The sequence below is a fragment of the Nonomuraea muscovyensis genome, from assembly GCF_014207745.1.
Lineage (GTDB): Bacteria > Actinomycetota > Actinomycetes > Streptosporangiales > Streptosporangiaceae > Nonomuraea > Nonomuraea muscovyensis.
On the sequence record NZ_JACHJB010000002.1, the window covers coordinates 2,535,214 to 2,547,800 of the forward strand.

The 12,587-nt window shown below is 72.0% G+C and carries 10 protein-coding genes; 6 read left to right on the forward strand and 4 right to left on the reverse strand.

Going from position 1 to position 12,587, the window contains the following annotated elements; translation table 11 throughout:
• Positions 1 to 53 precede the first annotated feature (53 nt).
• Together FHU36_RS28495 and FHU36_RS28500 are read right to left on the reverse strand one after the other, a co-directional pair.
• Complete coding sequence (locus FHU36_RS28495) at positions 54 to 1,196, reverse strand: hypothetical protein (RefSeq protein ID WP_185086861.1); 1,143 nt, start codon at positions 1,194 to 1,196, stop codon at positions 54 to 56.
• A gap of 205 nt (positions 1,197 to 1,401) precedes the next feature.
• Positions 1,402 to 1,968 (reverse strand): TetR/AcrR family transcriptional regulator, encoded by a 567-nt coding sequence (locus FHU36_RS28500; RefSeq protein ID WP_185086862.1) that lies wholly within the window; start codon positions 1,966 to 1,968, stop codon positions 1,402 to 1,404.
• A 72-nt stretch (positions 1,969 to 2,040) separates the two neighbouring features.
• Between FHU36_RS28500 and FHU36_RS28505 the strand changes: the two genes are divergently transcribed.
• From FHU36_RS28505 to FHU36_RS28520, 4 genes are all read left to right on the forward strand, one after another.
• Positions 2,041 to 2,766, forward strand: coding sequence for an SDR family NAD(P)-dependent oxidoreductase (locus tag FHU36_RS28505; RefSeq protein ID WP_185086863.1), 726 nt, complete (start codon positions 2,041 to 2,043; stop codon positions 2,764 to 2,766).
• 444 nt (positions 2,767 to 3,210) lie between these two features.
• Positions 3,211 to 4,374, forward strand: a complete 1,164-nt coding sequence (locus FHU36_RS28510) for a thiolase family protein (RefSeq protein WP_312891972.1) — start codon at positions 3,211 to 3,213, stop codon at positions 4,372 to 4,374.
• 59 nt (positions 4,375 to 4,433) lie between these two features.
• Positions 4,434 to 6,527 carry a 3-hydroxyacyl-CoA dehydrogenase NAD-binding domain-containing protein gene (locus tag FHU36_RS28515; protein ID WP_185086865.1) on the forward strand — a complete coding sequence of 698 codons (2,094 nt, stop codon included), beginning with the start codon at positions 4,434 to 4,436 and terminating at the stop codon, positions 6,525 to 6,527.
• A gap of 252 nt (positions 6,528 to 6,779) precedes the next feature.
• A complete protein-coding gene (locus tag FHU36_RS28520; protein ID WP_185086866.1) occupies positions 6,780 to 7,160 on the forward strand; it encodes an SSI family serine proteinase inhibitor in 381 nt (126 codons plus the stop codon).
• A gap of 63 nt (positions 7,161 to 7,223) precedes the next feature.
• On the opposite strand, the gene FHU36_RS28525 is transcribed toward FHU36_RS28520, so the two are convergent.
• Positions 7,224 to 8,702, reverse strand: a complete 1,479-nt coding sequence (locus tag FHU36_RS28525) for an amino acid permease (RefSeq protein ID WP_185086867.1) — start codon at positions 8,700 to 8,702, stop codon at positions 7,224 to 7,226.
• A gap of 67 nt (positions 8,703 to 8,769) precedes the next feature.
• Positions 8,770 to 10,656, reverse strand: a complete 1,887-nt coding sequence (gene dxs, locus FHU36_RS28530) for a 1-deoxy-D-xylulose-5-phosphate synthase (RefSeq protein WP_185087699.1) — start codon at positions 10,654 to 10,656, stop codon at positions 8,770 to 8,772.
• A gap of 147 nt (positions 10,657 to 10,803) precedes the next feature.
• Here dxs and FHU36_RS28535 point away from each other — a divergent pair, with 147 nt between their 5' ends.
• Both FHU36_RS28535 and FHU36_RS28540 read left to right on the forward strand, forming a co-directional pair.
• Positions 10,804 to 11,640 carry a neutral zinc metallopeptidase gene (locus FHU36_RS28535; protein WP_246502592.1) on the forward strand — a complete coding sequence of 279 codons (837 nt, stop codon included), beginning with the start codon at positions 10,804 to 10,806 and terminating at the stop codon, positions 11,638 to 11,640.
• A 175-nt stretch (positions 11,641 to 11,815) separates the two neighbouring features.
• On the forward strand, positions 11,816 to 12,568 hold the full coding sequence (locus FHU36_RS28540; RefSeq protein WP_185086869.1) for a neutral zinc metallopeptidase: 753 nt from the start codon (positions 11,816 to 11,818) through the stop codon (positions 12,566 to 12,568).
• The last annotated feature ends 19 nt before the right edge of the window (positions 12,569 to 12,587 follow it).

Below are 12,587 nucleotides of genomic sequence, written 5' to 3' on the forward strand. Positions count from 1 at the left end.
CCGTGGAGGGTTCCCGACCCGGCGGGCGGGAGCGTCTTCGGGGTCCCGCCCGGTCAGGCCCAGGGGAACAGGATGTCGAACAGCCCTCCCCCGCTGCTCTTCGTCGGGGCCGGCGCCGGCGCCTGGGTCGACGGCTGCGTGGGCTGGGTCGTCGGCTCCTGCGGCTGCCCGGTCCCCCGGGGCTCCGGCTGCTGCGTGGCGGCCTGCCGCCTGTCCGTGCCGGTGTCCTCGATGACGTCCGGCTCCTGAGTGGCCCTCCTGGTCGGCCGGACCGTGGGCTCGGTCTCCCGGGTGCGGGTGGCGCGGGGCGTCGGCGTACGGGTGACGCGCGCCCTGACGGTGGTGGGCGTCGGGGCCGTGGTCTGCGAGGCCGTCGGCTCGGTCGTCGGCGTGTCCGCGGAGTCGTCGATCGCCTCGTCCGTCTCCTGGGGAGCGGGCGACTCCGCGGCCGGCGCGCTCACCTGCCCGGCGCTCGCGCACCGGTCCCCCCGGCAGGGGTCGTCGGAGGACGTGCCGGTCAGCATCCAGCCCGCTCCCACGCCGAGGAGCACGACCGCGACGGCACCCGCCACCAGCACCTTGGTCCGGCGGCGCACCTCCTTGTCGCCGGCCTCCCGGTCGTCGCCGGCGTCGGTCCAGCCGGAGCCGAGGAATCCGCGCCGGGTCTCGCCGGACCCGTCGTCGTCGTGACCGTCATAGCCCTTGTCGAGCGGGAGGTAGGCGGGGTCGTGCGGCTCCGGGGTGTCGTCGTGACCGACGTCCTGCAGGAGGTGCGCGCCGCTGTCGGAGTCGGCGTAGCCGCCCATCTCGCCCGTGACGTAGTGGGCGCCGCTGTCGCTGTCGGCGTACGGGACGGCACCGTCCTGGACCCGGTGCGCACCGCTGTCGGCGTCGGCGTACCCGCCCACCTCGACCCGGGGCCCGGTCTCGGCGCCGGTGTACCCGGCCGCCTGGCCCAGGGCGGCGCCGTCCACCCCGCCGGCCGCGGAGGAGGGGGTGTCCAACGCGTCCCCGCCGTCCACCGCGGGGTAGGAGGTGTCCAAGGCGTCCTTCGGCGGGACGTACGGCTCGGCCGGGCCCCCGCCGGGCGGCATGATGTACGTCTCGTTGCCGGACACCACGATGGCGGGTTGCTCGTCGGTGTCGTCCGTGCTCCACCGCGGCGACAGGACGTCTCCGGTCAGCTCCGGGTTCAACGACCTCCCCTGGCCATCTTCGTATGACCTGTCGTTCTCGTCGCGCGCCACTACAGAACCTCTCTCATACGACTCCGAAACGTCACCTTTACTAACAGATCCGACCCCAGTTGTCCGGATATTTCACATCATCACCACGAATTGTTGTCGAGCCCTTACACGCCACCTGTTTCACCCGGACGGCGACAGGGCAGGACAGTCTGGATCAGAGGCCGTCGACCAGGACGTCGAGCGCGGCCTTGACGCGGTCGAGCCCGATCCCGCACTCCCGCGTCCGATACGCGACGAGCGGCGCGGCCAGGGGCGCGAGCAGCGCGTCGGCCAGGCAGGCGGCGTCGGCGCCGGGCCGCAGCCGGGCGACCAGCATCGCCAGGTGACCGTGGTGGGCCGCGTAGGCGCCGCCGAAGCGGGACAGCGGCGCGGCCGAGTCGGCCATCAGGAGCAGGTCGAGCTGCTCCACCGTGCGGTCGGCGAGCGCGTGCAGGAAGGCGCGGACGCGCTCGCGCGGCTCGGCCCCGGGGCCGAGCGGCGGCGGCCCCTCCAGGAACGCCGCCTGGAACGCGCGCTCGCGGTCGTCGATCAGCGCGTAGGCCAGCCCGGACCGGTCGCCGAAGCGCCGGTAGAGGGTGCCGACGCCGACACCCGCGGCGGCGGCCACCTCGGCCATGGACAGCCCCTCGACGCCGTGCACGGCGACGATCCCCGCCGCGGCGGCGAGGATCTTCGCCCGGTTGCGCGCCGCGTCGCTGCGCTCGCGTTTCACGACCGCCATCCTGCCATCTTGCCAACCGGAACCGATTCCGCTTATGGTCAAACGGAATCAGTTCCGGTTAAGGGAGGCATCATGAGAGTCGCGCTCGTCACCGGCGGCAGCAGGGGCATCGGCGCCGCCATCGCCCGGCGCCTGGCCGCGGACGGCCTGGACGTGGCCATCACCTACGCCCGCGCGGCGGACCGGGCCGCGGAGGTGGTCGGCGACATCGAGGCGACCGGCCGGCGCGGGCTGGCCCTGCGGGCCGACGCGGCGGACGCCGGGGCGCTGGCCGGCGCCGTCGAGGACACCGTGCGCGCCTTCGGCCGACTCGACGTGGTGGTGAGCAACGCCGGCATCGCGCCGTCCGGGCCGCTGGCGGAGGTGACACTGGAGGAGGTGGACCGGACGCTCGCCGTGCACGCCCGCGCCGCGTTCGTCCTCGCCCAGGCCGCCGCCCGGCACCTCGGCGAGGGAGGGCGGATCATCACCATCGGCAGCAGCCTCGCCGAGCGCGTCCCGTACGCCGGCTGGACCCTCTACGCGATGAGCAAGTCGGCGCTCACCGGGCTCACCAAGGGCCTGGCCCGCGACCTCGGCCCGCGCGGCATCACCGCCAACCTCGTCCATCCCGGCTCCACCGACACCGAGATGAACCCGGCCGGCAGCCCGTGGGCCGACGACGAGCGCGCCCTCACCGCCCTCGGACGCTACTGCGCACCCGAGGACGTCGCGGCCACGGTGGCACACCTGGCGGGCGACTCGGGCCGCAACATCACCGGCACGGCCATCACCGTCGACGCCGGCACCACCGCCTGACCCCAGACCGGCAGCCCGGCAGCCCGGCAGCCCGGCAGCCCGCCTGACCGCCTGACCGCCTGACCGCCTGACCGCCTGACTGCCTGACCGGCAGCCCGCCTTTGCACAAACGCCCCATGGCCCGGCACGCCCCGGTGGCGGCCCACTGGGGGTCGTCGCGGCGACCGGCCACGTGCGGGTCAGCGGCCGTCTCCCTGGAGGCCCCCGGCCGCGTGCGGCGGGCGGCGTGTCCTTGGCTGTGCCGTAACAGATCCCCCCGAAAGACCCCGCGGCGGGCGGCGTGTCCATGGCTGTGCCGTAACAGATCCCCCTGAAAGGCCCCGTGTGGCGGGCGGCGGATCCCGGTCGCGGGCCCTTGCGCGGCGAGTAGTTACTGACGAGTAGCATGGCCTCGTCAACTGCCTGCCAACGAGGAGCGAATCCGTGCCTTCCTCTCGTGACGTCGTGTTCGTCGACGGCGTGCGCACGCCCTTCGGCCGGTCGGGGCCGAAGGGCCTGTATGCGGAGACCCGCGCCGACGACCTGGTCGTGCGGGTCATCCGCGAGCTGCTCCGGCGCAACCCCGGCCTGCCGCCCGAGCGCGTGGACGAGGTCGCCATCGCCGCGACCACCCAGATCGGCGACCAGGGCCTGACCATCGGCCGCTCGGCGGCGGTGCTGGCCGGCCTGCCGAAGTCCGTGCCGGGCTACGCGATCGACCGCATGTGCGCCGGCGCGATGACCGCGGTCACCACCGTCGCGGGCGGCATCGCCTTCGGCGCGTACGACGTCGCCATCGCGGGCGGGGTCGAGCACATGGGCCGCCACCCGATGGGCGAGGGCGTCGACCCCAACCCGCGCTTCCTGTCGGAGAAGCTCGTCGACCCGAGCGCGCTCGTCATGGGCATGACGGCCGAGAACCTTCACGACCGCTACCCGACGATCACCAAGGAGCGCGCCGACGCCTACGCGGTGCTCTCGCAGGAGAAGGTGGCCAAGGCCTACGCCGACGGCCGGATCCAGCCCGACCTCGTGCCGACCGCCGTCCGGACGGCCGAGAAGGGCTGGGGGCTCGCGGTCGAGGACGAGGCGCCCCGGCCCGGCACCACGATGGAGGGCCTGCGCGCCCTGAAGACGCCGTTCCGCCCGCACGGCCACATTACGGCCGGCAACTCCTCCGGCATCAACGACGGCGCGACCGGCTGCGTCGTGGCGGCCCGCGAGGTCGCCGACGAGCTGGGCCTGGCGCCGAAGATGCGGCTGGTGTCCTACGCGTTCGCGGGCGTGGACCCCGAGGTGATGGGCGTGGGCCCGATCCCGTCCACCGAGCGGGCGCTGCGCCTGGCCGGACTGTCGATCTCCGACATCGGCCTGTTCGAGATCAACGAGGCGTTCGCCGTGCAGGTGCTGGCGTTCCTGGAGCACTTCGGCATCGCCGACGACGACCCCCGGGTCAACCCCTTCGGCGGCGCGATCGCCTTCGGTCACCCGCTGGCCTCCTCGGGCGTGCGGCTGATGACGCAGCTCGCCCGCGAGTTCGCCGAGCGCCCCGAGGTGCGCTACGGCATCACCACCATGTGCGTCGGCATGGGCATGGGCGGCACCGTGATCTGGGAGAACCTGGCGTGAGCGAGCGGAGCGAGGGAACCGATGAGACACAGCGGCATGCGCCCGGCCAAGGAGGGCCTGTGAGCAAGGTCGACACCTGGCGCGCGGTGCTGAGCGAGCGCGACGCCGACGAAGTCGTCACCAAGGCGCTGGTCCGCGACGTGGAGCTGCCCGGCGGCGCCGGCACGATGGCGCTGATCACGCTGGACAACGGCTTCGACCACACCAAGCCCAACACGTTCGGCCCGCGCGGGCTGTTCGCGCTGAACGGCGCGCTGTCGGAGATCGCGCAGCGCACCGACCTCGCGGCGGTCGGCGTGACGGGCAAGCCGTTCATCTTCGCCGTCGGCGCCGACCTCAAGGGCGCCGCCGCCGTGGCCTCGCGCGAGGAGGCGCTGGCGATCGGCGGGCTCGGCCACCACGTCTTCCGGCGGCTGGGCGAGCTGCCGATCCCGTCGTTCGCGTTCGTGAACGGCGCGGCCATGGGCGGCGGCCTGGAGATCGCGCTGCACTGCACCTACCGGACGATCTCCTCGGGCGTGCCGGCGGTGGCGCTGCCCGAGTGCTTCCTCGGCCTGGTGCCGGGCTGGGGCGGCACGCAGCTCCTGCCCCGCCTGATCGGCCCGGAGCAGGCGCTCAAGCTCATCATCGAGAACCCCCTGTCGCAGAACCGCATGATCAAGGGCGCGCAGGCGTACAAGCTGGGTGTCGCCGACGCGATGTTCGAGCCGGCCGACTTCCTGGAGGAGTCGCTGCGCTGGGCCGCCAAGGTCGTCGCGGGCGAGGTGGCCGTCGAGCGGCCGTCCCGCGACGGCGACGACTGGGACAAGGCGGTGGCCGACGCCCGGTTCCTCGTGGACATGAAGCTGCGCGGCGCCTCCCCCGCCCCCTACCGGGCGCTCGACCTGGTGGCCCGGGCCCGGACGGCCTCGCGCGACGAGGGCTTCGCCGCCGAGGACGAGGCGCTGGCCGACCTGCTGATGGGTGACGAGCTGCGGGCCGGGCTGTACGCGTTCGACCTGGTGCAGCGGCGGGCCAAGCGCCCGGCGGGCGCGCCCGACAGGTCGCTGGCCCGCAAGGTGACCAAGGTCGGCGTGGTGGGCGCGGGGCTGATGGCCTCGCAGATGGCGCTGCTGTTCGCCCGCCGCCTGGAGGTGCCGGTCGTGCTGACCGACCTCGACCAGGCCCGGCTCGACAAGGGCGTCGGGTACGTGCACGCCGAGGTGGACAAGCTGCTCGGCAAGGGCCGGATCTCGGCCGACCAGGCGAACCGGCTCAAGGGCCTGGTGACGGGCTCGCTGACCAAGGACGCCTTCGCCGACGCCGACTTCGTCATCGAGGCCGTCTTCGAGGACATGGCGGTCAAGAAGAAGGTGTTCGCCGAGGTGGAGGCCGTCGTCCCCGACGGGTGCACGCTGGCCACCAACACCTCGTCGCTGTCGCTGACCGAGATGGGCGCCGACCTGGCGCACCCGGAGCGGCTGGTCGGCTTCCACTTCTTCAACCCGGTCGCCGTGATGCCGCTCCTGGAGATCGTCAAGGGCGCCGCGACGGACGACGCGACGCTGGCCACGGCCTTCGCCGTCGGCAAGTCGCTGAAGAAGTCGGCGGTGCTGGTCAAGGACGCCCCGGCGTTCGTGGTCAACCGGCTGCTGACCCGCTTCATGGGCGAGGTGATCGCCGCCGTGGACGAGGGCACACCGCTGGAGACCGCCGAGCACGCCCTCGACGACCTCGGCCTGCCGATGACGCCGTTCGCGCTGCTGCAGCTCGTCGGCCCGGCCGTCGGGCTGCACGTGGCCGAGACGTTGCACGAGGCGTTCCCCGACCGGTTCGGGGTCTCGGCCAACATGGCCAAGCTGGTGGCCTCCGGCAAGCCGGGCGTGTACGCGGCCGACTTCTCGCTCGACCCCGAGGCCGTGGCGCTCTTCGCGGGCGGCGACCGGCCGTCCACCGCCGAGGAGGTGCGCCGGCGCGTGCTGGAGGCGCTGGCCCAGGAGATCAGGATCATGCTGGACGAGGGCGTGGTCGCCGCCGCCCAGGACATCGACCTGTGCATGATCCTGGGCGCGGGCTGGCCGTTCCACCTGGGCGGCGTCACGCCGTACCTGGACCGGGCCGGCGTCGCCCGGCCGCGTTTCCTGGAGCCGGGTGTGGCCTCGCTGCCCGCCTGACACCGGTCGGGAGAAGGGGATCCGCGCGATGCGGGTCCCCTTTTCTGTGCCCTTTGCCGGACAGCCGATCACATGGCCGAACCCGGTACCGATCCATGACCGCGACCGACGAGGGCCCGGGTACCTAAACCGTGCGACACCGTGCACACCATGCACACCGTGCACATCAGCACACACACGCGGATACCGTGCACACCGGCCACACTGGCACGTCCGTGCACACCAGGCTCGCGCTGGCGATGGAGGACACACATGAGATCAATGACGGCAACGGCGTTGTGCGGGGCGTTCCTGGTGCTCGCCGCGGCGCCCGCGGTGGCCGACGACGACGTACGGTCGTCGGCCCTGACGATCACCATCACGACCGCCGGGCAGGCGCCCCGGACCTACCAGCTCACCTGCGACCCCGACGGGGGCGACCACCCCGCCGCGGCCGTGGCCTGCGCCCGGCTGCGCGCCGCCGGCGGCAAGCTCGGCGGGCTGCGCGGGCCGGCCACCTCCTGCGGGTGGGTCTACCAGCCGTACAAGGTGGGGGTCACGGGCACCTGGCAGGGCCGCAACGTCACCTACAACGGGACCTTCACCAACGCGTGCCGGGCCAAGGCGGCCGGAGCGGGCGTGTTCGCCTTCTGACGCGTCCCCCTGCGGGGTCCCACCGGGCGTGGCCACGGCCCGGTGTGACCCCGCACCCGGTGCTCACGCCTGCGGGGCCTGCCCGGCGTCCTGTCGCGCCATCCGGCTGTGGCGGTAGCCGTAGGCGAAGTAGAGCACGGCGCCGACGATCATCCAGATCACGAACCTCAGCCACGTCTCGACCGGCAGGTTGAGCATGAGGTAGAGGCAGGCCAGCACCGACAGGATCGGCAGCCACGGCACCAGCGGGGTGCGGAACGCGCGCGGCAGGTCGGGCCGGGTGCGGCGCAGAATGATCACACCGGCCGAGACGACCACGAACGCGAAGAGCGTGCCGATGTTGACCAGCTCGGCCAGCGCCCCCAGCGAGATGAAGCCGGACAGCAGCGCCGACACCACGCCGATGACGACGGTGAGCCGGGCCGGCGTGCCGAACTTCGGGTGCACCCTGGCCAGCTTGCGGGGCAGCAGCCCGTCGCGGCACATGGCGAACAGCACCCGGGTCTGCCCCATCATGAGGATCATGACGACGCTGGTGAGCCCGGCGATGGCGCCGAGGCTGATCAGGCCGGCCGCCCAATTTTGGCCGACGGCGGCGAAGGCGTCGGCGAGCGGCGCGGAGGTGCTCAGCTCGGTGTACTTCTGCATGCCGACCACGACCAGCGAGACCGCCACGTACAGGATCGTGCAGATGACCAGCGACCCGATGATGCCGCGCGGCATGTCGCGCTGCGGGTCGATGGTCTCCTCGGCGGCGGTGGCCACGATGTCGAAGCCGATGAAGGCGAAGAACACGATCGCCGCGGCGGAGAAGATGCCGATCACGCCGAACGACACGGGCGTGATGCCGAACAGCACCTGGATGAGCGGCGCCTTGAGTCCGGCGACCTGCTCCGTGGGCACCGGGGCGGGGATGAACGGCGTGTAGTTCTGCGCCTTGACGAAGAACAGCCCCGCCAGGATCACCAGCAGGATCACCGCGACCTTGATGGCCACGATCACCGTGTTGACCCGCGACGACAGCTTGATCCCGGCCACCAGCACCGCGGTGAGGATGAACACGATCACCATGGCCGGCACGTTCACCACGGGGTCGTCGCCGGCGATGGCGGCCGGCAGCGGCAGGCCGATCGACTCCAGCAGCGAGGCGAAGTAGCCGGACCAGCCGACCGCGACCACCGCGGCCGCCAGCGCCATCTCCAGCATCAGGTCCCAGCCGATGATCCACGCGGGGAACTCGCCGAGCGTGGCGAAGGAGAAGGTGTAGGCGGACCCGGCCACCGGGATCGTCGAGGCGAACTCCGCGTAGCACAGGGCCGCCAGACCGCACACGATGCCCGCCACGACGAACGAGAGGGCCACGGCCGGACCGGCCGTGAGCTTGGCCACCTGGCCGGTCAGCACGAAGATGCCGGTGCCGATGATCACCCCGATGCCGAAGATCGTCAGGTCGACGGCGGTCAGCCTCTTGCGCAGCCGGTGCTCCGGAGCCTCGGTGTCACGGATGGACTGCTCAACGGATTTGGTGCGAAGGATGTCCACGATCTGTGAGCCTTCCCCCACCGGAGGTGTCCATGCCACCTCCGGAGCACCCCTGCGGCGAGCGGGCTCAGCGGCGGGCGGGCGGCGTCTCGACCTGCTGGCTGCGCCTGGCGACCGCCTCGGTGATCTGGCGGGCGAGGTCCTGCCCGGTGAGCCCGATCCGGCCGAGGATGGCCGCCCGCTTGGCGTGGTCGAGGAACTCCTGCGGGATGCCGAAGGTGCGCACGGGCACGTCGACGTCGGCGTCGCGCAGCAGGCGGGCCACGGCGTCGCCGACCCCGCCGACGCGGCCGTTGTCCTCGACCACGGCGACCAGCCTGTGGGCGCGGGCCGCCAGGGCGAGCGCCTCGTCGAGCGGCTTGACCCAGCGCGGGTCGACGACGGTGGTCGTGATGCCCTGGGCGTCGAGCAGGGTCGCCGCCTCCAGACAGGACTGCGCCATCGGGCCGACGCCGACGAGCAGCACGTCGGGCTCGCCGGTTGCGGCGCGCAGCACGTCCATCTCGCCCAGCTTGCCGACCGCCTCGACGGACTCGGCGACGGGCCCCTTGGGGAAGCGGAGCACGGTGGGGCCGTCGGTGACGGCCACGGCCTCGCCGAGCAGCTCGGTCAGCCGCTCGCCGTCGCGCGGCACCGCGATGCGCAGGCCGGGCACCACCTGCAGGATCGACAGGTCCCACATGCCGTTGTGGCTGGCGCCGTCGTCGCCGGTGACGCCCGCCCGGTCGAGGACCACGGTGACCGGCAGCCGGTGCAGGGCCACGTCCATGAGGAGCTGGTCGAAGGCGCGGTTGAGGAACGTGGCGTAGACGGCGACGACCGGGTGCAGCCCGCCGAGCGCCAGGCCGGCGGCGCTGGTGAGCGCGTGCTGCTCGGCGATGCCGACGTCGTAGACCCGCTCGGGGAAGGCGTCGGCGAAGGCGGCCAGGCCGGTCGGGTGCAGCATGGCCGCGGTGATGGCGACGATGTCCTCGCGGTCCTTGCCGAGCCGGACGAGCTCCTCGCTGAACACGTCGGTCCAGATGCGGCCCTTGGGCTTCTCGGCGCCGGTGGCGCGGTCGAAGGCGCCGGGCGAGTGGAACTGGTCCTCGTCGTGGTTCTCGGCCGGAGAGTAGCCGCGGCCCTTCTGGGTGAGGGCGTGCACGATGACCGGGCCGCGGAAGTCGCGGGCGGTGCGCAGCGCCGCCTCCATGGCCTGCTCGTCGTGGCCGTCGACGGGGCCGATGTACTTGAGCCCGAGGTCCTCGAACATGATCTGCGGGGCCAGGATGTCCTTGACGCCCTTCTTGAAGCCGTGCAGCGCGTCGTAGACGACCGGGACGTTGCCGATCTTGTCCTTGACGTAGTCGAGGAAGTCCTCGTAGCGGCGGGTGACCCGCAGCTTCGACAGGTGGGAGGCGAGGCCGCCGATGGTCGGCGAGTAGGAGCGGCCGTTGTCGTTGACGACGATGACGACCGGCAGGTCCTTGACGCCCGCGATGTTGTTGAGCGCCTCCCAGGCCATGCCGCCGGTGAGCGCGCCGTCGCCGATGATCGCGACCGCGGTGCGCTCGCGTTCGCCGCGCAGCTTGAACGCCTTGGCCAGGCCGTCGGCGTAGGACAGCGCGGTGGAGGCGTGGGAGTTCTCGACGAAGTCGTGCTCGGACTCGGCCTGGCTCGGGTAGCCCGACAGGCCGCCCTCCTGCTTCAGCGCGCCGAAGCCGGCCAGCCGGCCGGTGAGCAGCTTGTGCACGTACGCCTGATGGCCGGTGTCCCAGATGACCGGGTCGCGCGGCGAGTCGAAGACGCGGTGGACGGCGATCGTCAGCTCGACCACGCCGAGGTTGGGCCCGAGGTGCCCGCCGAAGCGGGAGCAGCAGTCGACGAGCAGGTCGCGGATCTCGCTCGCCAGCTCCGGGAGTTGCTCGGCATCGAGCCGTTTGACGTCGTGCGGTCCCTCTACCGAGTCCAGCAACCCGCTCACGGACGCGTTCCCCTCTGCTGCTTTGCACCGACGGGGTGAAGTCTAGTTCGTGAGGGGCCGACTGACTCCATCGAGTCAAATCCGCTCACATTTGTCCGATCTTGACCTAGTCTTTCCCTCACTATGAACACTCTCCCCATGAGAAGACTGACGTCACTGGTGGCCGCGGGCGTGATCGTGACGCTGGCGGGCGCCGGCACGGCGACGTCAGCCCAGGCCCAGACCGTCACCCAGAAGGAGCAGGCCCAGCAGGCACAGCAGGTCGCGGCGCCGCCGCGCGGAAAGGCCGCGGCGACGGCCAACCCGCTGTACAAGACGGGACGGCTGGCGAGCTCCAACTGCTCGCCCGGCGACCTGCCGAGGGGCAGCACCGTCGCCTACAAGAGCTTCCTCACCCGGGTGACGAACTGTCTCAACCGGTCGTGGGCCTCGCAGTTCCGCAAGGCCGGGCTGAAGTTCAGCAAGCCCCGCCTGCGGATCATCACCCGCAAGGTGCGCACCCCCTGCGGCTCGTGGGGCGCCGGCGCCGACGGCGTCTACTGCTCCACCGACCGCACGATGTACATGCTGATCACGAAGACGCAGCTGCGCGCGCCGTTCGCGCTGGGCATCACCCGCCTGATGGCCCACGAGTACGGCCACCACGTGCAGGAGATCTCCGGCATCTGGAACTACTGGACCGTCGCCAGGTCGCAGACCGGCAACTCGGGCCGGCTGCTGCTGTCGCGCCGCTCAGAGCTGCAGGCCGAGTGCTTCTCGTCGGTCTTCATGAGCTCCGTCAAGGACACGCTGCCGATCAACCCGGCCGAGTGGGACCGCGTCGTCGACTGGTTCCACGACAACGGTCACAAGGCCTGGCGGCAGAACGACCACGGCAAGGGCCCCACGCAGGCCTTCTGGATGAAGCGCGGCTACGCCTCCGGTTCGCCCGGCGCCTGCAACACCTGGTCCGTCTCGCCGCGCTACGTCTCCTAGCGGCGCTTCCCTCCACCAGCCCTTCCACCCAGCGCGGTCGCGTCCTGCCGGGGCGCGGCCGCGCCTTCGCGCCGGGGCATACCTTGCGCAAAGTAAAGGACTGACCAACAAATCGCCACGAAGTGGTCTAGTATCCGCGATCGTGCGTATTCCCCTTGTCGCAGCTTCTGTCTGCGTGTCCGTGGGCCTGGCCCTCTCGGGTACGGCCAGCGCCGAGGCGGCCCGGCCCAGCGCGAACGCCACGGTCGCGGCACCACCCGCCGTCCTGACCAAGAACCGGATCTACCGGTCGGGCACGGCCTCCCCCCTCTCCTGTTCCGTTCCGGAGATCCGCGCGGGCAGCGCGGCCTCCATCAAGACGTTCCACCGGGCGCTGGCCCGGTGCGCGAACCGCTTCTGGGCCACCCGGTTCAAGGCGGCCGGCCTGCGCTACACCCCGCCGAAGCTGCACATCACCACGGGCAGCTCGTCGGTCTGCGGCAAGATCACCAGCAATGGCGCGCAGTACTGCAGCGCCCAGCGCACGGTCGCGATCCGGATCATGAAGCGCGACCTGCGGGAACCGTTCCGGATGAACATCGCCCACTCGGTCGCCCACGAGTGGGGCCACCACGTGCAGCAGCTCACCGGCATGCTGGACGAGCACAACCGGCAGTACTGGCGCGCCCGCGGCACGGCCCGCTCCATCGTCAGCCACCGCCTGGAGATGCAGGCCGAGTGCTTCGCCGGCGTCTTCTACAGCGCCACGCTCGACTCGATCGACCCGGGCATCGGCTGGGCCGACTGGATCGGCGCGGTGGGCGAGTCGCGCGAGAGCAAGGCGCACGGCAAGCCCCGCAACCTCGCCTACTGGCAGGACCGCGGCTACGACAGCGGCTCGGCCCGCGCCTGCAACACCTGGACGGCGCCCACCTCGCGGGTCCGCTAGGGCGGGCCGGCCGCGGAGG